Genomic DNA, 24,102 nt, shown 5'->3' with positions numbered 1-24,102 from the left:
CGATGGGGGCCGGGGTGTGTACCCGCGGCGACGAGGGTGAGGAGTGACATGGGACCACGACACGAGACGCTGGAGATTCCGTCGACCGACGTCACTCTGGCCGCGGACGCGTACGGCGATCCGTCGGACACACCCGTGGTGCTGTTGCACGGCGGCGGGCAGACCCGGCACTCGTGGGGTTCGACGGCGACCGACCTCGGCGCCAAGGGCTGGTACGCGATCACCGTTGACCTGCGCGGACACGGCGACAGCGGTTGGTCCCCGGACGGCTACTACGGGCTGGACACCTTCGCCCACGACGTGATCGCGATCGCCGAGTACCTGGGCCGTCAGCCGGTCTACGTCGGCGCATCCCTCGGTGGTGTGTCGTCGCTGGCGGCGATCGGTCACCGGCCCGATCTGGGGCTCGGTCTGGTGCTGGTCGACGTCTCGCCGTTCCTGCAGCCGAAGGGCACCAGCCGGATCCGCGACTTCATGCTGGCCCACGCCGAGTCGGGCTTCGGGTCGCTGGAGGAGGCCGCCGACGCCGTCGCCGCCTACGTGCCGCACCGGCCGCGGCCGAAGAACTTCGAGGGGCTGAAGAAGAACCTGCGCTTCCGTGACGGCCGCTGGTACTGGCACTGGGACCCGAAGTTCCTCGCCGAACCGTTCGAGGCGGTGCAGCGCGATCCGCTGATCGATCCGGCCCGGCTGGGCGCGGCGGCCCGTGATCTGCGGCTGCCGACGCTGCTGGTGCGCGGCGGGGAGTCCGACGTGCTCAGCGTCGAGGATGCCAAACGGTTCATCGAGCTGGTGCCGCACGCCGAGTTCGCGATCGTGGTGGGCGCCCACCACATGGTGGCCGGCGACGACAACGCGGTGTTCGAGGATGTGCTCGACGACTTCCTGGACCGCCGGATCCGGTCGCGGCTCAAGCTGTTCGCGAGCTGAGGTCTACGCGCCGAGTGTGAATCCAGGGCGGGGAAATCGCGGTTTCGCCGCCACCAGTTCACACTCGGCGCAGTGGATCCAGGTCAGGCGCCGGGCAGCTTCTCGTCGCGCAGCCGCTGGCCCGGGGTGAACGTCGCGGGCGCGTTGATCCAGCCGTTGATGATCCCGATGCTCGGGTAGCGGCGCGCTGCCGCGAGGTCGACGTGATAGTCGGGCATCCGGTCCAGGACCCGTCGGATCATCGTCTCCAGTTCGATGCGGGCGACGTGTGAGCCCAGGCAGCGGTGGATGCCGATGCCGAACGTGGTGTGCCGGTTGGGGAACCGATCGAGGATGATCTCCTCAGGCCGCTCGAACGCGGTCTCGTCCTGGTTGGCCGAGGCCCAGCTCAGCAGCACCCGTTCCCCCGGCTGCAGCTCCACCCCGGCCACCGTGACGGGTTTGGTGACAGTGCGGGCCAGCGCCTGCTGCGGGGTGAAGGCGCGCAGGAACTCCTCGATGGCCCGCGGCAGCAGATCCGGGTTGTCGATCAGCCGCTGCCGGTCCTCGGGATGCTCGGCCAGATACACCAGCGAGCTGACGGTGACCGCGGTGGTGGTGTCGAACCCACCCGCGATGACCAGGTTCACCATCGAGAACACCTTGTCGTCGGGGATCGGCTCTCCGTCGATCTCGGCGGTGACCAGGAAGTCGATCAGTCCCTCACCGGTCGGGTTCTGGCGGCGCTCGGTGATGAGTTGGAAGACCTCGCCGCAGAGCTCCATGTAGCGCCGCAGGATGTCCTCCTGCTCCTCCGGTGGGGTGTAGATGATCTCGTGCTGGACGCTGGCGAAATCGTTCCACTTCTCGATCGGCAGCCCGAGGAACTCACAAGTGAACAGCGACGGCACCGGGTTGGCGAGATCGTCGACGAGGTCGAACGAGCCCTTCTCGATCACCTGGTCGAGGCAGACGTCCACCCAGTGCGCGATGCGCGGCTCCCACTTCTTGCTCTCCCCGGGGGAGAAGAACGGGTTGAGCAGCTTGCGGTAGGGCAGGTACTCCGGTGGGTCCATCTCGATCGGGCACATCGGCACCGGCGACGGTGGGATCGTCACCCCCAGCGGCGACACCCCGTTGACGGTGTAGCCGGACGCGAACACCTCGTCGTTCTTGGCGGCGGCGACGACGTCGTCGTAGCGGCTGATCACCCAGAAGCCGCCGTGTGCATCCGTGTGGGCGACAGGGCATTTCGCGCGCAGCTCGGCGTTGATCGCCGCGGAGTTCTGCGCGTACTCTGGGGAGTGGTGGTCGAAGTCGACGGTGGGCCGGGTGTCGAACGTGGTCATGTGTGCGGTCTTCCTCTGGGATCAGGGCTTGTTCGTGTTGCCGGCGTCGACCGGCAGCGTGACACCGGTGATGTAGCGGGCATCGTCGGAGAGCAGGAACAGCACCGTCTTGGAGATCTCCTCGGGGTGCAGGATCGCCACTGGTGCGTACGGCTGATCGGCCGCTGCGTCGAGGTCCGGCAGCATGTTCGCCGCGCCGGAAGCGAACAGCGGCTGCGGTTCGGCGCAGGCGTACGCGCTCGGGTCGCTGCCCATCGCGGTCAGCACCCCGGTCGGGTGGATGGTGTTGACCCGGATGCGGTGCGGGGCGAGCTCGTTCGCAAAGGCCCGCATGAGCCCGACGGCGCCGTGCTTGGAGGCGACGTAGTGCGCATACGGCACCTGGCCGCGCAGCCCGGCGACCGAGCTGGTGATGACGATCGAACCGCCGCCTGCCTCGATGAGGTGCGGCGCCGTCGCCTGGATCGTGTTCCACACACCCTTGAGGTTGGTGTCGACGACCAGGTCGAAGAGGTCCTCGGTGATCGTCAGCGATCCGTCCTTGTGGAAGGTGCACACCCCGGCGTTGGCCAGCACCGCGTCGATGTGGCCGAACTCGCGGGCGCCCGCGGCCGCGGCCTCGTTGAGCGCGGCGGCGTCGCGGACGTCGGCGACGTAGGTCACGCAGCGGCGGCCGGCGTTCTCGACCAGCTTGCGGGTCTCGTCGAGATCCTCCTGACTAGCGTACGGGTACTGCACCTTGTCGCTGACCTGGCGGCACACGTCGACCGCGATGATGGGGGGTGTCAGATGGTCTGTGTAAGTCCTGACGGAAGGATCTCAGGGCATGGCGACAGGCAAGGACGCGGATTTGGCACTGGGTGAGGTGGGGTCCACCGTGGAGATGGCCGAGGCGCTTCGGGTGTCGGGCGTGGTGGACGATTTGCTGGCTCAGGTCGATTCCGGCGAGGTTGCGTTGACCGGTGAGGGGGGCTTGCTGCCCGGGCTGATCAAGCTGGCTCTGGAGCGTGGGCTGGCTGCGGAGCTGACCGATCATCTGGGCTATGAGAAGGGCGACCCGGTGGGGCGGGCGCTGCCCAATGCCCGCAATGGCACTTCGGCGAAGACGGTGCAGACCGAGGCCGGCCCGGTGCCGTTGGATGTGCCGCGTGATCGTGACGGCTCGTTCACTCCGCGGCTGGTGCCCAAGGGTCAGCGGCGCCTCGGCGGGCTCGATGACATGATCATTTCGCTGTACGCCGGTGGAATGACCCTGCGTGACATACAGTTTCACCTTGCGTCGACGATCGGGACCGACGTTTCGCACGAGACGATCTCCAAGATCGTCGACGAGATCTTGCGAGGAGGTCCTGGCCTGGCAGCGCCGGCCGCTGGACCCGATCTACCCGGTGATATACCTCGACGCGATCGTCGTCAAGGTCAAAGACGGCGGCCACACCCGCAACAAGGCCGCTCACATCGCCGTGGGCGTCGATATGGCCGGGATCAAGCACGTCCTGGGCATCTGGGTCCAGCAGAACGAAGGAGCGGCGTTTTGGGCCTCGGTGTGTGCCGATCTGGCCAACCGCGGCGTCCGCGACGTGTTGATCGTATGCTGCGACGGGTTGACCGGCTTCCCCGAGGCGATCGCGGCCACCTGGTCGCAGGCCGCCGTTCAGACCTGTGTGGTGCATCTGATCCGCAACGCGTTGCGGTTCGTGTCCTACAGCGACCGCAAGGCCGTGGCCGCAGCACTCAGACCGATCTACACCGCGGCGAACGCCGAAGCGGCCCGTGCCGAGCTCGACGCGTTCAGCGCATCGGAGTTGGGCACGAAGAATCCCACGGTGACACGGGTTTTCGATCGATCGTGGGAACAGTTCACGCCGTTTTTGGCGTTTCCGCCCGAGTTGCGCCGGGTGATCTACACGACCAACTCGATCGAATCGCTGAACTACCAGTTACGCAAGGTCACCAAGACCCGCGGCCAGTTCCCCAACGATGCCGCCGTGGTGAAACTGCTGTGGCTGGCCATCTGCAACATCGAGGATAAACGCGCCGCCGAACGGGCCAAGGAACGCAGCCAGAAACGTTGCCGAACAGCTCCCGGACGCCTCGTGGAAGGACAGGTGGTCACCAACTGGAAGAAAGCACTCGAACAACTCTCGCTGGTCTACCCAGACCGCATCGAGCCGTATCTGTAACACCGACGATCGACAGGAAACCAAACAAGCGACTTACACAGAAAACTTGACACGCTCCGATGATGTCGGCGCCCTCGTTGGCCAGCGCCACCGCGTGCGAGCGGCCCTGGCCGATACCGGCACCGGTGATGAAGACGACCTTGTCCTGGACCCTGCCCATTGCGCGAAACCCTTTCTATTGCAGGCCGATGTAGACGTTCTTGGTGCGCTGGAACTCGCGCAGACCCCAGATCCCGCCTTCCCGGCCGAATCCGCTCTGCTTGACCCCGCCGAACGGTGCCGCGCTCGGCACGATCGGAAACCCGTTGACCGCAACGCCACCCGCGTCCAGCGCGGCAGCCATCACGTGTGCGCGGCGCAGGTCGCGGGTGTGGATGTAGGCAGCCAGCCCGTACTGGGTGTTGTTGGCCAGTTCGACGGCCTCCTCCTCGGACCGGAAGCGCAGGATCGCCAGCACCGGCCCGAAGATCTCCGTCTGGGCCAGATCGCTGGCGGGGTCGACGTCACCGAACACGGTGGGGCGGTAGAAGTAGCCGGCATCGAGCCCGTCGGGTCGGCGGCCGCCGGCCAGAAGCTTGCCCGCCTTGTCGGACAGTGCGGAATCGACTGCGCGCGTGACGCGTTCGAGCTGTGCCGCGGTGGCCAGCGGGCCCATCATCGTGGTCGGCTGCCAGGGGTCGCCGACCGTCAACGCGTCGGCGCCGGCCACCACGCGGGTCACCATCTCGTCGTAGACGTCGTCGTGCACCAACAGCCGTGTCGGCAGAATGCAGCCCTGTCCGGACAGCATCATCAGCCCGGCGCTGACCGCCATCGTCGCGGCCGCGTCCAGATCGGCGTCCGGGAACACGATGTTCGCGGACTTCCCGCCCAGCTCGAGCACCACCGGGGTCAGTGCCTGTGCGGCAGCGGCGAACACCTTGCGCGCCGTCTCGCCACCACCGGTGAACGTGATCTTGTCGACGCCGGGATGCGAGCACAGTGCGCTGCCCGCCTCCGCGCCGCCGGGGATGACGTTGAGGACACCCGGCGGCAGTCCCGCCTCGGCGGCGAGCTCGGCGAACCGCAGCGCCGAGAACGGTGCGTTCTCCGGTGGTTTGAGCACCACGCAGTTGCCCGCCGCCAGTGCCGGGGCGACCTTCATGCCGATGGAGATCAGCGGGCCGTTCCACGGGATGATTGCCGCGATCACGCCGAGGGGTTCGTCGAGCACGTAGTCCAGCGCGCCGCCCGCCGGGACTGGGACCACCTCGCCCGCGGACCGGCCGATCCAGCCGGCGTAGTAGGTGAACCAGTCCGCGGCCATCGCCGACGACGAGCTCGCCAGCAGATTGGGGGTACCGACCTCGAGGGTCGCGATGGCCCCGAGACGTTCACCGTCGGCGACCAGCCGGCGGGCCAGTTCCTGCAGGATGTCGCGGCGCCGGTTGAGGTCCAGATCACGCCAGGCGGGGAAGGCCGCGCGGGCGGCCGCCACCGCGGCGTCGACCTCTGCGGGGCCCGCGAGTGGGACCTCGGCCTGGACCCCACCCGTTGCGGCGTAGTGGTGTTCGTAAACGCCGCCGCTGGTGGAGATGACGTCCCCACCGCCGATGACGAGGCGGGGAGCGGGGAGTTTGTCGGGCAGTGTGCGTTGCACGTTTCCGTCCGATCTGTTGCGCCGGATGTGACGCAGACCATCTTTGGATCTCGGCCGATGCGGAGGCAACGGCCTGAGGTGAAAGCGCCGTTTGCGTTCGCGACCTGTTCAGGGCTGTGGCGCGCTCCTAGATTGGCCCTCACACGCGCTTGTGGTGGTTGAGGTTTCGACAGCGAAGGGAAGGTCAGCGTGGCTGGTCCGCTCGACGGGATCACCGTGGTCGACTGCTCACGAGGACTTGCCGGACCCCGTGCCAGCGGGATGCTCGCCGACTACGGCGCAGAGGTGTGGTGGGTCGAACCGCCGGGCGGTGACCCGCTGCGCGATGTGCGCAAGACCGAGTACGCGGTGTTCAACCGTGGCAAGCGCAGCGTCACGCTCGACCTCAAGGCCGACGCCGGCCGGGCCCGCTTGTTCGAGATGCTCTCCGCCGCAGATGTTTTCCTGACCAGCTGGCGTCCCGGTGTCGCCGAGCGGCTGCGGATCGGCTGGTCCGATCTGCATCCCGCGTTCCCGCGGCTGGTCTACACGTCGATCACCGGATTCGGCGAGGACGGCACACTCGCGGAGGTGGCGGGCCACGAGGCGATCGTGAGCTCGTATGTGGGCGTGACCGCCGAACAGGTCGGGCTGCGCCCCGCGCCGATCTACGAGGGCCTGCCGTTCGCCAGCATCGGCGCCGCCTATCTCGCGGTCATCGGAGCGCTGGCCGCGCTGTACCGGCGGACCCGCGACGGCCGGGGCCGCCACGTCCAGACCTCGCTGGTGGACGGTGCCCTGAGCTACCTCGGCATGCTGTGGGGCGACGCCGACGACGCCGACAGTGCGCCGCCGGTCGTGCCGGGCCGGATCCGGTTGATCTCCCGGTCATTCCGCTGCGCCGACGACGAGTACATCGGCGTGCACACCGGCGCGGTGGGCGCCTTCGGGCGGCTCATCCGTGAACTCGGGCTCGCCGACCGGGTGCAGGTCGCCGAGGACGGCTCGGACATGCAGATGCCGCTCACCGACGACGAGCGCAGGATCGTGATGGAGGAAGTACCCGCGATCTTCGAGACGCAGCCCCGTGATGTGTGGCTCAAGCGACTGCTCGACGCCGACATCGCCGCCATCCCGGAACTGCGCCCCGGCCAGATCTTCGACGAACCCCAGGTGCGCCACAACGGGATGGTGGTGACGGTCGAGGACCCGGTGCTCGGACCGCTCGAACAGGTCGCTCCGGCAATCCGTTTCGGCGGTCTGGAGCACCGGCCGGCCGTGGGTGCTCCGACGGTCGGCCAGGATGACGGCCGGCTGCCCACGGCTTTAAGCACGTATGTCTGACCGGTGATCTCGAGGTCGGTCCCGGGTCCGAGCCCGTCCCAGGCACTGCCGGTGAAACCGTTGACGGCGCGCAGTTCGGCGGATCGGACCACCGGCTTGTCACTGGTGTCGACGGTGATCGTCGCCCCGGCGTTCTCGTCACCGGCCTCGATCGTCGTCACCGCCTCGGTGGTCGAACACTTCACCGTGTGCACGGTGTCGACCAGCGCACCATCGAGCGCGATCTCGGCGGTGCCCGACGGCAGCGTGCCCGCCGCACGCTCGGGAGCCGCCGTCGTCGAACAGGCGGACAGCGCTGCTGCGATACTCAAGGCGATCGCGAGGACCGTGCGGTTCGACATCACACCTCGATTCGACTCAGACCTGAATTAGCTAAATATCTTCCCAATTCGACCCTAACTTGGGACACTGTGTCAGTGGACCCGAATTCGGACTACGACGCCAGCGACGAGTTGGAGTACGGCATCAACTGGTTCGCGTGGATTCTGCGCGGGGTCTATCCGCCCCCGGCCTATCCCCCGGTCTGAGCGACCTGGGCGCGAAGCCGCTTTTTGTCGACCTTGCCACTGGGCAGCACGGGTAGCTCGTCGACGATCACGAGCCGGCGCGGGATCTTGTACGCGGCCAGCCGCTGCCGGACCTCCGCCTGCACGGCTTCGAGTGTGACGTCGGCACCGGGTTCACACACGACGACCGCGCACACCGCCTCACCCCAGCGCTCGTCGGGGGCACCGACCACCGCGCACGCGGCGATACCGGTCACCCGCAAAACGGCGTCCTCCCCTCCGGCGAGTACACGTTCTCCCCGCCGGTGATGATGACGTCCTTCTTGCGGTCCACCAGATACAGCAGACCGCGCTCGTCGAATCGCCCGACGTCCCCGGTGTGACACCAGCCGTCGCGCAGCGTCGCCAAGGTCGCGGCCTGATCGTCCCAGTACCCGCGGAATAGTGAATCCGACTGCACCACAATCTCGCCCGCCTCTCCGACTGGAACGTCGGCACCGTCGTCGTCGACGATGCGCACCCGGTTGCCCGGGAACGGGAAGCCGACCGAGCGTAGTGCCTCCGGATCACCGGCGTGCAGTTCGCGGGGCAACCCGGACACGATCGCCTCGGTCTGTCCGTACAGGTTGAGGAATCCGACCGAGGGCATCAGCGCGAGCGCACGCTCGAGGATGTTCATGGTCATCGGCGCGGCGGCGTACACGACGGTGTGCAGCGACTCGAGCGACCCGGTGTCGGTGACCGCGTCGAGCAGCGCGCTCAACATCACCGGTGCCAGATGCAGCACGGTGATCCGATGCTCAGCGATCAACCGGACCGCCTCGTCCGGATCGAACTGCTGTTGCAGCACCACGGTCCCGCCGCGGGCGTGCATGCCGCCAAGCATCGCCATCGCGCCGATGTGGAACATCGGCATGTTGATCAGGATCTGATCGTCAGAGCCGGAGCGCATTTCATTGTTCATTGTGAACAGTACGCGGCGGTGCTCGGTTTGACCGAGAATGCAGCACTTCGACGCACCGGTGGTGCCGCTGGTGAAGATCAGGCAGGCGATGTCCTCCGGCCGCGCGCGCAGCGCGACATCCCCAGCGCGACCGGAGGCGACGAACTCCTCGTAGTCCGTCATCGCGGAGTGTCCGTCGCCGACGCACACCAGAAGCGGCGTCGACGTCAACTGCCCGGCGAGGTCGGCGACCATCGGCGCGAACTCGTCGCCGACGAACACGATCTTCGGCCGGACCCGGTTGATCACGTCGCGGACCTCACCGCCGGTGAGCCGGAAGTTGACAGTGGCCAGGATGATTCCGCTGAGGTGGGTGGCCGCCATCACCTCGCCGAACTCGATGCTGTTGCGGCTGAGAATCGCGATGCGGTCCTGGCGCCGCACGCCGGCGGCCACCATCGCCGACACCAGACGGGTTGCCCGGTCGTAGAGCTCGGCATGGGTGAGCGTCCTCTCGCCCATCCGGTAGGCGACGACGTCCGGGAAGCGGTGAGCGTTGTCGGAGACGATGTCTCCCACCGTCAGCGCGGTCATCGGCTGCTGAGCAGCATCGAACCGGCCACCGGGCCGCCACCGACGCCGACGGCGACGACCTCGGGCGTCTTGGGGGCCTGGCGGTCGCCACCCTCTCCCCACATCTGCACGCACGCCTCATGCAGGAAGCCCATTCCGTGCAGCCGTCCCGCGGAGAGCTGACCGCCGCTGGTGTTGATCGGCAGGTCACCGTCCAGGGCGATCCGCTGGCCGCCCTCGATGAACTCGCCAACCCTGCCGTGCTCGCAGAACCCCAGCGCCTCCAGCCACATCACGGTCAGGAACGAGAAGCCGTCGTAGATCTGCGCCATGTCGACGTCTTTCGGGGTCAGCGTGGTGTTCTGCCACAGTGTGGCCGCGGAGTCGTGGGCGGCCATCGTAGTGAGGTCGGAGCGCTGGTCCCACGTGGCGCGTTCGAACATCCCGGGGCCGACGGACCCCACGGTCAGCGGATGGCGCGGAAGTCCCTTGGCGGCGTCGCGGCGTGACACGATCACCGCGGTGGCGCCGTCGCACGGGATGTCACAGTCGTAGAGGCACAACGGTTCCGAGATCATCCGCGCGCCGAGGTAGTCGTCCATCGTCATCGGCTCGCGGTAGATCGCGTCCGGATTGAGCCCGGCGTTGCGGCGCGCGTTGATCGCGATGGCGCCGAGCTGTTCGCGGGTGAGCCCGTATTCCTGCATGTACCGCTGGGCGGGCATGGCGAGCCAGTTCGCTGCCGACAGCGCGCCGAACGGCGCCACCCACTCCAGGTGCGGTGGCAGCTTGCCCCCGCTGAACAACACCGACGCGCGCCCGCCGCCGCCCTGCTGCGCGGCGGTGGACTCCCACACCGACCGGAACACGACGACATGGTTGGCCAGCCCGAGACTGACGGCCATGCAGGCCTCCATCACGGGTCCGATCTGGCCCGCGGTCTCCATGCTGGAGATGTACCACCGGCTGCGCAGGCCGAGCGCGTTGCGGACGTCGTGGATACCGGCTCCGCTGAACCCCGGGTCCGGAACGCCGGGACCGGGATAGCTGGCGATGCCGTCGATGTCGTCAACGTCCAGGCCCGCGTCGGCGATCGCACGCAGCACGGCCTCCAGGGTGAGGTCCAGGCCGGTCCGGCCGAGTCGACGCCCGACCTGGGACTTGCCGGCGCCGGTCAGCACCGCCTTACCGTCGAACGGACCCCGGCTCATCAGAAGATCCACCGCGAGATCATCTCGACGACGGCGGCCGGTTTCTCGGAGCCGTCGATCTCGACGGTGTGGCGGACCAGCAAATTCACGGTGTCATCTCCGATCTTGTCCGCCTCGGCCATCTCCGAGCGCACGCGCACGCGGCTGCCGGCCTTCACCGGCGCTAGGAATCGGACCTTGTTGAGGCCGTAGTTGAGGCCCATCTTCGCGTTGTCGACACGGTAGTTGTCCTTGCTCAGGCCCGGGATCAGCGACAGCGTGAGGAAGCCGTGTGCGATCGTGGTGCCGTAGGGACTCTCGGTCTTCGCGCGCTCGGTGTCGACGTGGATCCACTGGTGGTCGAGCGTGACGTCGGCGAACTGGCTGATGCGCTCCTGTTCCACCTCGAACCACTGGCTGACACCGAGTTCGGTACCGGCCGCCGCGATCGCCTCGTCGATGGATCCGATCGTTTTCATGTCACTCCCATCCGTCAGCCGACCACAGGCACACCTAACAATATCGCTATCTATTTAACTGTATGCTGCTATTCGTCGATCATCTCCACCCGCCTACCCAGGAACGCTCATGCCCCTCACAACGAAGTTCACCGAGGCCTTCGGTATCGAACACCCCATCGCCCAGGGCGGTATGCAGTGGGTGGGACGAGCCGAACTGGTCGCGGCCGTCGCGAACGCCGGTGCGCTGGGGTTCATCACCGCGCTGACCCAGCCGACGCCGAAGGATCTGGCCAACGAGATCGCACGGTGCCGCGACCTGACCGATAAGCCGTTCGGGGTGAACCTCACGATCCTGCCGACGATCAGCCCCCCGCCCTATGACGAATACCGCCGGGTGATCATCGACTCCGGCGTCAAGGTCGTCGAGACCGCGGGATCCAACCCCGCCCCGCACCTGTCGCACTTTCACGACAACGGGATAAAGGTGCTGCACAAGTGCACCTCGGTGCGCCACGCGGTCAAGGCACAGGAACTCGGCGTGGACGGCATCAGTATCGACGGATTCGAATGTGCCGGCCACCCCGGTGAAGATGACATCCCCGGCCTGGTGCTGATCCCGGCGGCCGCCAAGCAGATCGAGATCCCGATGATCGCCTCGGGTGGCTTCGCCGATGCGCGTGGCCTGGTGGCCGCACTCGCCCTCGGCGCCGACGGCATCAACATGGGCTCCCGGTTCATGTGCACCGTCGAGTCACCGGTCCACCAGAAGGTCAAGGAGGCCATTGTCGCGGGCGATGAACGCGGCACCGAACTGATCTTTCGGACCCTTGGCAATACCGGGCGCGTGGCGAGCAACAGCGTGTCGCGCGAAGTCGTGCGGATCCTCGCCGATGGGGGCCGGTTCGAGGACGTCAGAGACCTGGTCTCCGGCGCCCGCGGAGCGCGGGTGTACGAGACGGGCGACCTTGAAGCCGGGATCTGGTGGATCGGGACGTCCATGGGACTGATCGACGACATTCCCACCGTCGGCACCCTGCTCTCCCGCATCATTCGCGACGCGGAGCACCTGATCGAGGGTCGCCTGCAGGCCATGGTGCGGTCGCCAGCCGGGGCCGATCAGTGAACAGGGAGGATCCCGCGAGGGAGCACCCGGCCGCGCCCGAAGAGGCTGTCGCCTCCCCTCTCCACCGAGGGCTCACCTGGGAAGAGTTGCCGGTGGGCCTGTCGTTCCGGACCGGCGCCCGCACCATCACCGAAACCGACTTCATCAATTTCGTCACCTGGGCCGGCTTCACCGAGCCGCTGTTCCTGGACGCATCGGATTCTGCGGCAGGCCATGGTCGTCGCCTGGTGCCCGCCGCACTGACCTATAGCCTCGCCGAGGGACTCGTCATACAGACCCTGGCGTTCGCGGGAACCGGAATAGCCTTCCTGGGCATGGACCTCAAGGTCCGTCAGCCTGTTTACGTCGGTGACACAGTGCACGCGGTGGTCGCCATATCGGAATCCCGCGCCACCAGGAATCCCAGCCGCGGCCTCGTCGTCAGCACCATCAAGGTCCACAACCACCACGGCGACGAGGTACTCGAGTACAGCCCCGCCCGACTGGTCCGGCGCAGCGCCACAGCGGCCGACTAGCGGCGCAATCACTTATTTATCTATCTATTTAGCTGTATAGTGCCTCTGCAGACCCTCCATCCGACTACCCTGGGAGACATATGACGTCGACGACGTCCCGCGCGGCGATCGTGGCCGCCGCCCGCACCCCGATCGGCACCGCCCGTCGCGGCTCGCTGGCCAACACGCCCGCCGTCGAACTGGCCAAACCGGTGGTCGCGGCGGCCGTCGAGCGCTCCGGACTAGACGCCACCGACTTCGATGACTTCGTGCTGGCCGAGGTCCTGCAGGGCGGAGGTGACAGCGCGCGTTACGTCGCGGTCGACCTCGGGCTGACCTCCATCCCAGGGCTGGCCGTCAACCGGCAGTGCGCGTCGAGCCTGTCGGCGATCGCAGTGGCCGCCGGCCAGATCGCGGCCGGGATGAGCACCGCGGTGCTGGCCGGCGGCATGGAATCGTGCTCGACGACCCCGGTGCTGCGCAAGCGCAAGCCGTTCACGTCGGGCAAGGCGCCGGAGGACTACGAGGATCCATGGTTCCCGTTCTCCCATCCCCCGACCGAGGATGCTCCCGCGGTCGACATGTCGATCACGGTGGCGCACAACTGCGCGGTGCAATACGGCATCAGCAGGCAGGAGCAGGACGAGTGGGCGCTGCGCAGTCACCAGCGCGCGGTCAAGGCGATCGACGCGGGCTCGTTCATCGACGAGATCGTGCCCGTCGAGGTGCCGCAGGCCGACGGGTCGACAATCACATTCGCCGAGGACGAGCATCCGCGCCGCGACACCAGCATGGAGGTGCTGGCCGGGCTGAAGGTTTTGCACCCGGAGATCGAGGGTTTCACGGTGACGGCGGGTAACTCGTCCGGCGTCAACGACGCCGCGGCGGTCGTCGCGCTGGCCCGACCCGACACCCATCGCCCGGTGCTGGCCCATGTGCTGTCGTGGGCATCGGTGGGGGTGGAGCCGAATCGCACGGGCAGCGGCCCGATCTACGCGATCCCCAAGGCGCTGGATCTGGCGGGGCGCACGATCTCCGACGTCGCGCTGTTCGAGATCAACGAGGCGTTCGCCGCGCAGGCGATCGCGTGCACGCGGGAACTCGGTCTCGACGACGAGATCGTGAACGTCTACGGCTCCGGGATCAGCCTGGGTCATCCGATCGCGGCCACCGGGGCGCGGATGGTGACGTCGGCGATCCACGAATTACGGCGTCGCGGAGGCGGACTCGGCGTCCTGTCGATGTGCGCGGGCGGCGGAATGGGTGCGGCAATGGTAATCGAGGTGGCATGACATGACTCAACTCATCGCAGACAACGTGTTCCGGGTCGACGGCGACCGCGCCGTGTTGCTGGGCTCGCGGCGCCGGTCGACCGGCGTGGTGAAGTTCCCGCCCGAGCGGCCGGAGCTGTTCGACGCCGACCCGGCGATCCAGGAGGACATCGAGCCGATCGAACTGTCCACCGAGGGCACCCTCTACACCTACACCACCCAGGAGTTCCCGCCGCCGCTGCCGTACAAGGGCAAGCGCTCGCCCGAGGAGTTCAAGCCCTACATCGTCGGGTTCATCGAGCTGCCTGAGGGTGTGCTGGTCGAGGCGCTACTCATCGGCGCGACCGCCACGGAGCTGTCGATCGGCCAGAAGATGGTCAGCACCACAACGGTTTTCGAGACTGAGTCAGGTGAGCAGCTGCTCACCTACGCGTTCAAACCGGCTTACTGACCGTTTCAGAATGAGTTCGGCGTGGTAGATGGCGTTCCGGGACGGTTTCGGGCACCGTGTCGAGAGTGTCTGTTGATCTTGTTCCTGACGATCTGTGGGAGCGTGTAGCTCCGCTGCTTCCGCCCAGATCTGCCCGCCGGTTCCGGTTTCCGGGGCGCAAGCCGGTCGACGACCGGGTCGCCCTGGCCGGCATCATGTTCGTTCTGCGCACCAACGTGGCCTGGCGTGATGTGCCGGCAGAGACGATCGGGTGCAGCGGAGTGACCTGCTGGCGCAGGTTGCGGGAGTGGACCGAGGCCGGGGTGTGGCCGCGGCTGCACGAGATGCTGCTCGCGGAGCTGCGAGCCGCCGGGTTGCTCGAGATGGACGACGTCGCCGTCGACGGCTCGCACGTGCGGGCCCTCAAAGGGGGGATCACACGGGACCCTCACCGGTCGATCGCGGCCGCACCGGCAGCAAGCACCATGTGATCGTCGACCGGCACGGAACCCCTCTTGCGGTGTCGCTGACCGGCGGAAACCGCCACGACGTCACTCAACTGATGCCGCTCGTCGAGGCGATCCCCCGTATTCGAGGCCGGCGGGGCCGGCCGCGGAATCGGCCCCGCCGGTTGTTCGCCGACCGAGGCTACGACTACGACAAGTACCGAAACCTGCTTCGCGAAAAGGGGATCACCCCGATGATTGCCCGCCGAGGCGCCGCGCATGGCTCCGGGCTCGGCAAGGTCCGCTGGGTCGTCGAGCGGACCTTCGCTTGGTTGCACCAGTTCAAGCGTCTGCGAACACGTTCCGAGGTACGAGCGGACTTGCATCAGGGGCTGCTCGAACTCGCGTGCAGCATCATCTGTTTGAGGCGACTGCGGAGATCATTCTGAAACCGTCAGTTACACAGAAAACTTGACACGCTCTGCTGCGGCCCCCGGCCGGCTGGCGGGGATGGACTTTCACCAGCGTGCCGCGGTGATAGAACTTCACCAACTCCCCATCGGCACGCACGTCCAACGTGGTGCCGATCCAACACTCGGGCAGCGAGTACAGCGCTTTGGCGACCTCGGCGTGGAAATCACGGTGCACCTTGACCGCTTTGAACACCGGCACGTCATAGACCCCCGGCATCGCCAGCAGTAGCGGCTGTTCTTCGGCGGTGAACACCTCCAGCGGACGCGCGCAGGTGGTGCCGTGGATGCGGGTCCCGGCGGTGCGCTCACACCACACGGTCGCGACGTGCTGAGCTTCGTCGAGACTGCTGAATGTTTCACCGTCCCAGAAGTTTCGGCGCACATACTGCACCACGCGTTCCACCCGCGGCTTATCCTTCGGGGACCGCACCCTGGCCGGGTCGGTGAGGAATCCGCCATGACCGGCGTAGTCCAGCCACCCACGGGTGAACTGCGGGTTGAGCGCATCAGCAGAAGCGATCACCGGTTTCAAATTGTCGGGGATCAGCACTGCGAACACCCCACCGAAAAACGCCCACGCCGCCTGACATCCGGCGATCACCGCCGCCAGGGTCTGCGAGTACGTCAGCCAGACGAACATGTGCCGGGAGTAGACGGCGGTGAAGATCAACGCATGCACCTTGCGGCGCCGACCGTCCGTGGCGTCGGTGAGCATTCCCAGGTAGCCGAAATCGATCTGGCACTCCACGCCGGGATCACCATCAGCAACCCGTACCGTGGTGCCCTTGCGGCCGAAACCACAACGCTCACTGGCGAATCGGTGCAACGTTCGATACGGCACCACACACCCCTGCCGGGCCAGCAACGTGTGGATCTTGGTGATCGTCAACGGCCGCTGTTCACCGTCGCCGGCCACCCACGCCCTGATCTGTCCCTCGAACGCCAACAACTGTTCCCACGCCGCACCATGACCATGCGGGCGCACCGGGCGCACCGCCTCGGCGACCGCCCCGATCAACCCGTCATCGATCACGCTGGCGTCGTCGTCTCGGCGCAGACCGGCAGCATGCGCGGCCTGCACATAGCGGCGCACCGTTTTGCGGTCCAGGCCGCAATGCGCGGCGATCGTGCGCAGGCCTGGCGCCGGTAACCCGGCCACCCCCAGCCACAACCGCAGTACTTCCCTGATCTCGTTCACATTGACCTCCCGAAAAGCCATGCCCGCTGCCTCCGTGACTAGAGCTGTCACGACGATCGAACGAACAAACGAAGAGACCACCGACGCGACGCGCCGGTGGTCCCATAACTGGCAATCCAGGTGGTCCCATCCTCCTGGCAAAAATCAGGTCACACTGGTCCCAAGCTCATGGCAGACGACAGTCGGTGCTTGTTGGTGCCGTGCCTGTCAAGCCAAGTATGGGGGGACACATGGCAGGCAAGTTCGAGCTGTACAAGGACCGGGCGGGGAGTACCGATTCCGGCTGAAAGCGGGAAACGGGGAGACCATCGCCGTCAGCGAGGGCTACACCACGCGGTCTGGGGCGCTCAACGGGATCGAGTCCGTGAAGACCAACGCCCCTGGTGCGCCCGTCGTGGACCTGACCTGAGCGGTCGCTCCTGGTGGGAGCGGTCGAATTGAGGAACGACTTCTACGAACTCACCGACAGACTTGGCAGTGTCCACAATGCCGAGAGTGGTGAGCAGATGGGCATGGGTCGCCTGACCGCACGGGGACGTGACGTTCCCGGTGGACATCCCGGTGAACATCTGTTCCTGCTGTTGGTGATGGTGATGACGCTGACGACGAACAGAGCCCCGCACCGGATCGGTGCGGGGCTCTGGAACTGTTCGGGTTATGCCGGGATCAGGTCGATGCTGTTGTCACCGATCCGCGCCTCGATCTTCAGTTCGCCGCCCATCGCCTGAATGTAGGACAGCAGCGTTCCCAGCTCGGTGTGCGCCAGGTCGCCGCGCTCCAGCTTCGACACGCGAGCCTGGGACACTCCCATGCGCTGAGCGATGTCCTCCTGGCGCAACATGCCGAGGGTCTTGCGCACTTCAGCCAGCGTGTGAGCGTGCTCCATCACCTTCATCCGCCTGCGCGCGGCGTCAGCCCGCGCCGGATCGACACGACCTGAGGCGACCGCCTCAGCCCGGACATCCCGCCAACTGCGTGCCATGTCACTCACCTCTCTCAAACCATCTCTCGTAGCGCTGTTCCGCCACGGGGATGTTGTCCTGATACCACTTCTTCCACTGTCCTGCCTTGTCGCCCGCCACCAGCAGCACTGCTCGCCGCGTCGGGTCGAAGATGTACAGGATGCGGATGCTGGTGCCTGCGGGGCGCAGCTCCTTCATGTGGTGGTACTTGGAGCCCTTCACCCGGTCGGCGGTCGGGCGTCCCAACGCTGGTCCGCTCTCCTCCAACCGGTCGATGGCACCGGTAACCACGTCAATCACATCGGGGTCCAGGCTGAAGAACCACTGTTCCACCTCCTCGACCAGGATGACCTCCCACATGAGAATAGTATAACGCCAGAGTTATATGCAAGGGCTCGCCGTATCCGCTGCTCACAACGGTGTCGAGCATCTCCGGGGTTCGCCGGGGTGGGTGGGCACCCCGTGCACCACCCCGCAGCCCTGCCGATCATGCCAGCCGCGCGCCACCTCGTCGCTGGATACGCCGCTGACCTGGGAAAACACTCACGTGATCAGGTGCAGGGACCAGGGTGGTTCCGGGGTGGGTGGGCACCCCGGAAGGCGCGGGGTCAGCGTCGGGTGGCTCAGGGTCAGCCGAAGTCAGCCCATCCCAACATCTCTCGGTAGAGAAGCTCGTTGGGCACTGGACCCGGCATCGGACGGGGGTCGCCCGCCCAGCAGCCCAGCACAGGGTGCTTCTGCGTTGTCACCGTCGCCACGGGTTTGTTGCGGATGATGAAGCGTGAGAACTCCTCCAGGTATTGCAACGTCTCCCTGAACAGGGTTGTCGCAACGGTGGCGATGTCGGCGCAGTAGGCGCGCGGCTGGAACGGGTTGGATGGCTGGGCGTTCCAGACTCCAAGCCTGTCAAGCTGGTCCTGACTGAGCGGTGTGGTTGCGGGGTCCAGCTCTGGGAGACCGTCGAGGGTGAGGGCGACCGTTGTGGATGAGCCGTAGCTGCGCGACAACTGGTGGCGGGTGCCCAGCGGAATCGCGTGGATTCGGTTGCGCAACTGCCCGATCACCCGTGCGTATGCGCCTAACGATTCGAGCAGTGTCGTGTCTGTCGGTTCAAACCGGTCGATTACCGATTTCAGCTCATCGGTGGAGGTCAGCGTTCCGCGCTGTTTGTCAGGATCAAGGCTTGTGTCGAACAGGGTCTTGGTGATTCGGGCGTACCGGTCCATCGCGGCGCACAGATACAGGAGCATCCGGTCGAATGCTTCTGCTGTCATCTCAGCCGTGTCAGAACGTTGCGTGTCGGTTGAGGTGCCGTTGCTCAGCGCAGCCAGCACATGATCCACCGCTCGTGCGGCTCGACTCAGCCGCAGAGCAATTGCCTCCATCGACTGAACGAGATTTTGATCCCCGCCTGCCGTCGCCATCATTCGGATCGCGGTGAGGTGCGGAACCGAAGCGTCGATGCCCGCCAGGTACAGGTCCGCCACCGAGGTTGCGTTGAACGTCTGGACCAGCTCGCCTCCGCCGATGATCTGCCCCCTGGAAACCTCAAGCACTGGATTGGCGGTCATTCGGAGGTAGTGCCCGAACAGCGGGATCAACTGGCTGGGCGTGACACTCACGACCAGATCGTTGTCCGCGACATCATCCCGCCCTGCGGTGGGCGCAGCGGTCACGATGACATCGGCTCCGATTGCCCCAGCGGCACTTGCCAGGGCTGCGGCGCGGTGGCGATCAGCAAGAGTGATCCCGGAGTCGTCCGAGTACGCGGCGCGTGCAGCTTCGTCAAGCATCGCGTAAACGCTGAAGAAGTTCCCCGAGGTCGCCAGTGTCCTCATACCGTCTTCGTAACCGGACACTCCAACGGTCGAAGAATCCAGGAACCTTGGTGCGTCTGCCACCGTCGTGAACTCGAACTGGTACCAGCGGGGACAATCGAGCGCCCGCATCCAGGTCGAGGGCTCGGTCTCCTCGTTTTGCACCAGCAGCAGCGGTTCGACTTCCTCGTCACGGGACAGGACTCGCAGCAGCTCGTGCGTGGGCTCGCTCAGGGTCTGTACATCGACTGCGATCCTGAGCTTTCGCGTGTTCGGACGCAGTGAAAACAACGCGCCGGAATCACGGGCGATGGGACGGTCAACAGGCGGGCGCACGTAGCGCATGAACCGGTGGCGAGGAGCATCGTCGGGTATGTCGAGAGCCATGGCCGGACGGTAACGCCAACCCCCGACATCAGCAGGGCTGCACGTTGCGGTTCAAATGGCGCGTGGGTGTTCAGGTGCGCACCGCACGCACGGGTGAAGTGCGGGGCGGACGGGTCACAGATACGGTCGCAGAGTCCGGGTTGACTCTCCCAACCCGGACACCAGCACACCTGCAAAAGCCCAGTTCAAAGCATTGAGAATCCCGCGAACTGGGAGGTTGCAGGTGTGCGTCAGTCCTTTCATAAAAGGCTTCGTTGGCGCGTTCGAGGAACTCACGCCGGGGACCGTCCAGGTACTCCCACATGTCCTGCCCCTCGGGCAGGTTCCCGAACATCACGTCGCGCATGGTCACGGTCAGCAGCGAACGTGCTCGGCACCATCCGGGGAAGCCGGAAGCGCGCCCAGTGACACCCCATCACGGGGCTGTTGTGATTTTTGTGTGACTTTTCGTCGTGACGCAGGTCCGACGTGCGCGCTGTCAGCGACAAACGCGCAGGTCAGAGGCTGTGCCCCCGGCAGGATTCGAACCTGCGACCTTCTGCTCCGGAGGCAGACGCTCTATCCCCTGAGCTACGGGGGCGCTGAGATGACTCTGCGCGCTGGGCGTGACACAGCGTAACGCATTCTCCCCGTCAGGCCACCACCGCCTGCCCGATGGCACGGACTCGGGGCTTTCACGCCCGGCCGATGGGGAGGTCAGGCGCGGGCCCGGGAACCCGGTTCCTGCGCCACGGACCGTTCCCCGATCCAGCCGACGTAGGTCAGGTAGGCCCCGATCGCCGCCGCGACCAGCATGACGACCCACAACAAGACCGTGGATCCGACCAGCCAATCGGCCAGCGCCAGGTACGCCCGCGGGACGACCAGTAACACCAACCCCTCCAGCACGGCCAGCCAGCCGACAACGGAGACGATGATCGCCGCCGGCCCGCGCCGATGCTCATGCAGCCCGACGATGACGAGGCCCGCGAGCAGGGCGAACACCCCGGTCAGGAGTTGCCAGACACCGCTCGCGTCGATCGCTCCCACCACCGCCTGGGTGTCTGACGGCCGTGCCGCTGCGGCGAGCGGCACGATCACCATGTAGGGCCCGAGCACACGGGCGAACCTGCGCGTCGCGAGCGCCGAGTCTTGCGAGATCTCCATTGCTGACCCTCTCCGCCGGTCGATGTCCAGGTCGGGACGACCAGTGGGATACAGCCGCCGGTAACCCCGGTGCGACGACTTTCGCTCCTTCAGTCGATCATTTGCCGCGGCTCGAGGTAAGAGACCAAAGTCACCTTTGAAGGGGGTTCGTCCCGCCGCCCGATGGCACGGATTCGGGCCTTGATCACCTCAGACCATAGGATGGAGCCTCGTGACCCCCGCCGATCTGGCCGAGCTGCTGAAGACCACCACCGTCGCGGTGCTGGCCGAGCGCGACCTCGACACCGCCGCCGTGCCCGCGACGGTCACCGTCGAGCGTCCGCGCAACCCCGAGCACGGCGACTACGCCACCAACATCGCACTTCAACTGGGCAAGAAGGTGGGGGTGAACCCGCGCGAGCTGGCCGGCTGGCTCGCTGCGGCGCTGGCCGAGGCCGACGGTATCGCCGCCGCGGAGGTGGCCGGCCCCGGCTTCGTCAACCTGCGGATCGACGCGACCGCCCAGGGCGCCATCGTCGCCACCGTGCTGCGGCAGGGGGCGCGGTACGGCCATTCCGACACGCTCGCCGGACGCAAGATCAACCTCGAGTTCGTCTCCGCCAACCCGACCGGGCCGATCCACATCGGCGGCACCCGCTGGGCCGCCGTCGGCGACGCGCTGGGCCGGCTGCTGACCACCCAGGGCGCCGACGTCACCCGCGAGTACTACTTCAACGACCACGGCGCCCAGATCGACCGGTTCGCCAAGTCGCTGATCGCGGCCGCCAAGGGGGAGCCCACCCCGGAGGACGGTTACGCCGGCGAATACATCCAGGAGATCGCCGCGGCGGTGCTGGCCAAGGAGCCGCAGGCGCTGTCCCTGCCGGACGACGAGATGCACGAGACGTTCCGGTCCATCGGCGTCGACCTGATGTTCGCCCACATCAAACAGTCGCTGCACGAGTTCGGCACCGACTTCGACGTCTACACCCACGAAGAGTCGATGCACACCAGCGGCCGGGTGGACCAGGCGATCGCCCGGCTGCGCGAGGCCGGCGCGATCTACGAGAAGGACGGCGCGGTCTGGCTGCGCACCACCGACTACGGCGACGACAAGGACCGGGTGGTCATCAAGAGCGACGGCCAGCCCGCCTACATCGCCGGCGACCTGGCCTACTACCTGGACAAGCGCGAACGCGGCTTCGACCTGTGCATCTACATGCTCGGCGCCGACCACCACGGCTACGTCACCCGGCTCAAGGCGGCCGCCGCGGCGTTCGGTGACGACCCGGACACCGTCGAGGTGCTGATCGGGCAGATGGTCAACCTGGTCCGCGACGGGCAACCGGTGCGGATGAGCAAGCGGGCCGGCACCGTGATCACCCTCGACGACCTCGTCGAGGCCATCGGGGTCGACGCGGCCCGCTATGCGCTGATCCGCTCCTCGGTGGACACCCCGATCGACATCGACCTGGAACTGTGGTCGTCGGCGACCAACGAGAACCCGGTGTACTACGTGCAGTACGCGCACGCCAGGCTGTCGGCACTGGCCCGCAACGCCGCCGACCTGGGCGTCACCCCCAGCACCGAACACCTCGATCTGCTGACCCACGACAAGGAAGGCACCCTGATCCGGACCATCGGGGAGTTCCCGCGGATCCTGAAAACCGCTGCGGCGCTTCGCGAGCCGCACCGGGTGTCGCGGTATCTGGAGGATCTGGCGGGCGCCTACCACCGGTTCTACGACTCCTGCCGGGTGCTGCCACAGGGGGATGAGGAACCCACCGAACTGCATGCGGCGCGGTTGGCGTTGTGCGAGGCTACCCGCCAGGTGATCGCCAACGGACTCGGCATTCTCGGCGTGAGCGCTCCGGAGCGGATGTGATCGCCCACCCCGCCGGACCCCGGCATGCCGAAGAGATCCACCACGGTGAGACGCCACCCCGGCCGCAGTCTCCGGACGAGCTGCTGCTGTTGGCGCCGAATGTCTGGCCGCGCAACACCGTTCGTGAATCCGACGGAGTGGTGTCGATCGCCGGTGTGCGGGTCACCGACATCGCCGACGAATACGGCACCCCGACGTTCGTCATCGACGAGGACGACTTCCGGTCCCGGTGCCGTGAGATGGCCGCGGCGTTCGGTGGCGGCGAGAACGTGCACTACGCGGCGAAGGCCTTCCTGTGCACCGAGATCGCCCGCTGGATCGACGAAGAGGGGCTGTGCCTCGACGTCGCCAGCGGCGGCGAGTTGGCCGTCGCCCTGCACGCCGGCTTCCCCGCGGAACGAATCACCCTGCACGGCAACAACAAATCGGTGGAGGAGCTGACCACGGCGGTCGAGGCCGGAGTCGGCCACGTGGTGCTGGACTCGATGATCGAGATCGAGCGCCTGGACCGGATCGCCGCCGCCGCGGGCAAGGTGCAGGACGTGCTGGTGCGGGTGACCGTCGGCGTCGAAGCGCACACCCACGAATTCATCTCGACGGCACACGAAGACCAGAAGTTCGGGCTGTCGCTGGCCAGCGGTGCTGCCATGGCGGCGGTGCGCCGCGTGTTCGCCACCGACAACCTGCGCCTGGTCGGGCTGCACAGCCACATCGGTTCGCAGATCTTCGACGTCGCCGGCTTCGAACTGGCCGCGCACCGGGTGATCGGCCTGTTGCACGACGTCGTCGAGGAATTCGGGGTGGAGAAGACGGCGCAGATCTCCACCGTCGACCTCGGCGGGGGCCTGGGCATCTCGTATCTGCCCGATGATGATCCGCCGCCGGTCGAGGAGCTCGCCGCGAAGCTGAAGGCCATCGTGCGCAGCGAATCGGCCGCCGTCGGTCTGCCGACCCCGCGGCTGGTGGTGGAACCCGGCCGCGCCATCGCCGGACCCGGCACCATCACGCTCTACCGGGTCGGGACCGTCAAGGACGTGGCGATCAGCCCGACGGCATACCGCCGCTATGTCAGTGTCGACGGTGGCATGAGCGACAACATCCGCACCGCGTTGTACGGCGCCCAGTACGACGCCCGGCTGGTCTCACGGCGCACCGACGCCGAGCCCGCACTCGGCAGGATCGTCGGAAAGCATTGCGAGAGCGGCGATATCGTCGTGCGCGACGTGTGGGTTCCGGGCGATGTGCAGCCGGGGGACCTGATCGGCGTCGCCGCGACTGGCGCCTACTGCTATTCGATGTCGAGCCGGTACAACCTCATCGGCCGACCCGCGGTGGTGGTGGTACGGGACGGACGGGCGCGGCTGATCCTGCGCCGGGAAACCGTCGACGATCTGTTGAGCTTGGAAGTGAGGTGA

Annotated in this window: 19 protein-coding genes, 1 tRNA gene and 7 pseudogenes; 13 read left to right on the top strand and 14 right to left on the bottom strand. The window is 66.7% G+C overall.

Going from position 1 to position 24,102, the window contains the following annotated elements:
- Positions 1-48 precede the first annotated feature (48 nt).
- The gene (locus tag CKW28_RS15965; protein ID WP_003923693.1) at positions 49-930 is read left to right on the top strand and encodes an alpha/beta fold hydrolase; all 882 of its coding nucleotides are present in this window, start codon (positions 49-51) and stop codon (positions 928-930) included.
- Between the two features lie 83 nt (positions 931-1,013).
- Here CKW28_RS15965 and CKW28_RS15960 read toward each other — a convergent pair whose 3' ends face one another.
- Both CKW28_RS15960 and CKW28_RS15955 read right to left on the bottom strand, forming a co-directional pair.
- Positions 1,014-2,258, bottom strand: a complete 1,245-nt coding sequence (locus CKW28_RS15960) for a cytochrome P450 (RefSeq protein WP_003923694.1) — start codon at positions 2,256-2,258, stop codon at positions 1,014-1,016.
- A 21-nt stretch (positions 2,259-2,279) separates the two neighbouring features.
- Positions 2,280-3,020 carry a mycofactocin-coupled SDR family oxidoreductase gene (locus CKW28_RS15955; protein ID WP_234785075.1) on the bottom strand — a complete coding sequence of 247 codons (741 nt, stop codon included), beginning with the start codon at positions 3,018-3,020 and terminating at the stop codon, positions 2,280-2,282.
- Between the two features lie 64 nt (positions 3,021-3,084).
- Between CKW28_RS15955 and CKW28_RS15950 the strand changes: the two are divergent.
- Positions 3,085-4,441 (top strand): annotated as a pseudogene (locus tag CKW28_RS15950) (IS256 family transposase).
- A gap of 58 nt (positions 4,442-4,499) precedes the next feature.
- Here the strand turns inward: CKW28_RS15950 and CKW28_RS24180 are convergent.
- A pseudogene (locus tag CKW28_RS24180) lies at positions 4,500-4,601 on the bottom strand (SDR family mycofactocin-dependent oxidoreductase); the annotation flags it as partial.
- A gap of 15 nt (positions 4,602-4,616) precedes the next feature.
- Positions 4,617-6,080, bottom strand: coding sequence for an aldehyde dehydrogenase family protein (locus tag CKW28_RS15940; protein ID WP_003924890.1), 1,464 nt, complete (start codon positions 6,078-6,080; stop codon positions 4,617-4,619).
- Between the two features lie 189 nt (positions 6,081-6,269).
- On the opposite strand from CKW28_RS15940, the gene CKW28_RS15935 reads away from it, so the two are divergent.
- Entirely contained in the window at positions 6,270-7,403 is a 1,134-nt protein-coding gene (locus CKW28_RS15935; protein ID WP_234785024.1) for a CaiB/BaiF CoA transferase family protein, read from the top strand.
- 44 nt (positions 7,404-7,447) lie between these two features.
- Here CKW28_RS15935 and CKW28_RS24430 read toward each other — a convergent pair.
- Positions 7,448-7,744 (bottom strand): annotated as a pseudogene (locus CKW28_RS24430) (lipoprotein LpqH); the annotation flags it as partial.
- Between the two features lie 69 nt (positions 7,745-7,813).
- On the opposite strand from CKW28_RS24430, the pseudogene CKW28_RS15925 reads away from it, so the two are divergent.
- Positions 7,814-7,930: pseudogene (locus tag CKW28_RS15925) on the top strand (CAP domain-containing protein); the annotation flags it as partial.
- On the opposite strand, the pseudogene CKW28_RS15920 reads toward CKW28_RS15925, so the two are convergent.
- The 3 genes and pseudogenes from CKW28_RS15920 to CKW28_RS15910 form a co-directional block, all read right to left on the bottom strand.
- Positions 7,915-9,446: pseudogene (locus tag CKW28_RS15920) on the bottom strand (class I adenylate-forming enzyme family protein). The pseudogenes CKW28_RS15925 and CKW28_RS15920 sit on opposite strands and share 16 nt — an antisense overlap.
- The gene (locus CKW28_RS15915; RefSeq protein WP_003924894.1) at positions 9,443-10,636 is read right to left on the bottom strand and encodes a thiolase family protein; all 1,194 of its coding nucleotides are present in this window, start codon (positions 10,634-10,636) and stop codon (positions 9,443-9,445) included. Before CKW28_RS15915 ends, CKW28_RS15920 begins: the two are co-directional and overlap by 4 nt.
- Complete coding sequence (locus CKW28_RS15910) at positions 10,636-11,094, bottom strand: MaoC family dehydratase (RefSeq protein WP_003924895.1); 459 nt, start codon at positions 11,092-11,094, stop codon at positions 10,636-10,638. The genes CKW28_RS15915 and CKW28_RS15910 overlap by 1 nt, the downstream gene beginning before the upstream one ends.
- A gap of 109 nt (positions 11,095-11,203) precedes the next feature.
- Here CKW28_RS15910 and CKW28_RS15905 point away from each other — a divergent pair, with 109 nt between their 5' ends.
- The 6 genes and pseudogenes from CKW28_RS15905 (at position 11,204) to CKW28_RS15885 (ending at position 15,289) form a co-directional block, all read left to right on the top strand.
- The gene (locus tag CKW28_RS15905; protein ID WP_003924896.1) at positions 11,204-12,199 is read left to right on the top strand and encodes an NAD(P)H-dependent flavin oxidoreductase; all 996 of its coding nucleotides are present in this window, start codon (positions 11,204-11,206) and stop codon (positions 12,197-12,199) included.
- Positions 12,200-12,291: 92 nt separating this feature from the next.
- Positions 12,292-12,714, top strand: coding sequence for an FAS1-like dehydratase domain-containing protein (locus CKW28_RS15900; RefSeq protein ID WP_234785025.1), 423 nt, complete (start codon positions 12,292-12,294; stop codon positions 12,712-12,714).
- 80 nt (positions 12,715-12,794) lie between these two features.
- Entirely contained in the window at positions 12,795-13,985 is a 1,191-nt protein-coding gene (locus CKW28_RS15895) for a thiolase family protein (protein ID WP_003890696.1), read from the top strand.
- A 1-nt stretch (position 13,986) separates the two neighbouring features.
- Positions 13,987-14,415, top strand: a complete 429-nt coding sequence (locus CKW28_RS15890) for a Zn-ribbon domain-containing OB-fold protein (protein ID WP_061252274.1) — start codon at positions 13,987-13,989, stop codon at positions 14,413-14,415.
- A gap of 56 nt (positions 14,416-14,471) precedes the next feature.
- A pseudogene (locus CKW28_RS24170) lies at positions 14,472-14,675 on the top strand (transposase); the annotation flags it as partial.
- The gene (locus CKW28_RS15885) at positions 14,666-15,289 is read left to right on the top strand and encodes an IS5 family transposase (protein ID WP_328588361.1); all 624 of its coding nucleotides are present in this window, start codon (positions 14,666-14,668) and stop codon (positions 15,287-15,289) included. The pseudogene CKW28_RS24170 and the gene CKW28_RS15885, both read left to right, overlap by 10 nt.
- A 34-nt stretch (positions 15,290-15,323) precedes the next feature.
- Here the strand turns inward: CKW28_RS15885 and istA are convergent.
- Positions 15,324-16,532: pseudogene (istA, locus tag CKW28_RS15880) on the bottom strand (IS21 family transposase); the annotation flags it as partial.
- Here istA and CKW28_RS24520 point away from each other — a divergent pair.
- Positions 16,531-16,920, top strand: a complete 390-nt coding sequence (locus tag CKW28_RS24520) for a YegP family protein (protein ID WP_157997570.1) — start codon at positions 16,531-16,533, stop codon at positions 16,918-16,920. The pseudogene istA and the gene CKW28_RS24520 overlap by 2 nt on opposite strands.
- A gap of 246 nt (positions 16,921-17,166) precedes the next feature.
- On the opposite strand, the gene CKW28_RS15870 is transcribed toward CKW28_RS24520, so the two are convergent.
- From CKW28_RS15870 to CKW28_RS15850, 5 genes are all read right to left on the bottom strand, one after another.
- Positions 17,167-17,493: a type II toxin-antitoxin system RelB family anti-toxin gene (locus tag CKW28_RS15870; protein WP_040546732.1), complete on the bottom strand. Its 327-nt coding sequence runs from the start codon at positions 17,491-17,493 to the stop codon at positions 17,167-17,169.
- 1 nt (position 17,494) lies between these two features.
- Positions 17,495-17,833, bottom strand: a complete 339-nt coding sequence (locus CKW28_RS15865; RefSeq protein ID WP_003925523.1) for a type II toxin-antitoxin system RelE/ParE family toxin — start codon at positions 17,831-17,833, stop codon at positions 17,495-17,497.
- A gap of 269 nt (positions 17,834-18,102) precedes the next feature.
- Positions 18,103-19,677 carry a hypothetical protein gene (locus CKW28_RS15860; RefSeq protein WP_003925522.1) on the bottom strand — a complete coding sequence of 525 codons (1,575 nt, stop codon included), beginning with the start codon at positions 19,675-19,677 and terminating at the stop codon, positions 18,103-18,105.
- Positions 19,678-20,184: 507 nt separating this feature from the next.
- Positions 20,185-20,257: transfer RNA gene (locus CKW28_RS15855), tRNA-Arg, on the bottom strand.
- A gap of 116 nt (positions 20,258-20,373) precedes the next feature.
- Positions 20,374-20,823, bottom strand: a complete 450-nt coding sequence (locus CKW28_RS15850; protein ID WP_003925521.1) for a hypothetical protein — start codon at positions 20,821-20,823, stop codon at positions 20,374-20,376.
- Positions 20,824-21,034: 211 nt separating this feature from the next.
- On the opposite strand from CKW28_RS15850, the gene argS reads away from it, so the two are divergent.
- Entirely contained in the window at positions 21,035-22,687 is a 1,653-nt protein-coding gene (gene argS / locus CKW28_RS15845; RefSeq protein ID WP_003925520.1) for an arginine--tRNA ligase, read from the top strand.
- Complete coding sequence (lysA, locus tag CKW28_RS15840; protein WP_003925519.1) at positions 22,684-24,102, top strand: diaminopimelate decarboxylase; 1,419 nt, start codon at positions 22,684-22,686, stop codon at positions 24,100-24,102. The genes argS and lysA overlap by 4 nt, the downstream gene beginning before the upstream one ends.

The organism is Mycolicibacterium thermoresistibile (assembly GCF_900187065.1).
Taxonomy (GTDB): domain Bacteria; phylum Actinomycetota; class Actinomycetes; order Mycobacteriales; family Mycobacteriaceae; genus Mycobacterium; species Mycobacterium thermoresistibile.
The sequence above is the reverse complement of the archived record's forward strand: the minus strand, read 5'-3'. Positions and strand labels throughout refer to the sequence as shown.

Bases quoted from the DNA above. Each gene is read 5' to 3' on its own strand.
- CKW28_RS15965 (WP_003923693.1), top strand. From the start codon at position 49: ATGGGACCACGACACGAGACGCTGGAGATTCCGTCGACCGACGTCACT.
- CKW28_RS15960 (WP_003923694.1), bottom strand. From the start codon at position 2,258: ATGACCACGTTCGACACCCGGCCCACCGTCGACTTCGACCACCACTCC.
- CKW28_RS15915 (WP_003924894.1), bottom strand. From the start codon at position 10,636: ATGAGCCGGGGTCCGTTCGACGGTAAGGCGGTGCTGACCGGCGCCGGC.
- CKW28_RS15910 (WP_003924895.1), bottom strand. From the start codon at position 11,094: ATGAAAACGATCGGATCCATCGACGAGGCGATCGCGGCGGCCGGTACC.
- CKW28_RS15905 (WP_003924896.1), top strand. From the start codon at position 11,204: ATGCCCCTCACAACGAAGTTCACCGAGGCCTTCGGTATCGAACACCCC.
- CKW28_RS15895 (WP_003890696.1), top strand. From the start codon at position 12,795: ATGACGTCGACGACGTCCCGCGCGGCGATCGTGGCCGCCGCCCGCACC.
- CKW28_RS15890 (WP_061252274.1), top strand. From the start codon at position 13,987: ATGACTCAACTCATCGCAGACAACGTGTTCCGGGTCGACGGCGACCGC.
- CKW28_RS24520 (WP_157997570.1), top strand. From the start codon at position 16,531: ATGCCCGCTGCCTCCGTGACTAGAGCTGTCACGACGATCGAACGAACA.
- CKW28_RS15870 (WP_040546732.1), bottom strand. From the start codon at position 17,493: ATGGCACGCAGTTGGCGGGATGTCCGGGCTGAGGCGGTCGCCTCAGGT.
- CKW28_RS15865 (WP_003925523.1), bottom strand. From the start codon at position 17,833: ATGTGGGAGGTCATCCTGGTCGAGGAGGTGGAACAGTGGTTCTTCAGC.
- CKW28_RS15860 (WP_003925522.1), bottom strand. From the start codon at position 19,677: ATGGCTCTCGACATACCCGACGATGCTCCTCGCCACCGGTTCATGCGC.
- CKW28_RS15850 (WP_003925521.1), bottom strand. From the start codon at position 20,823: ATGGAGATCTCGCAAGACTCGGCGCTCGCGACGCGCAGGTTCGCCCGT.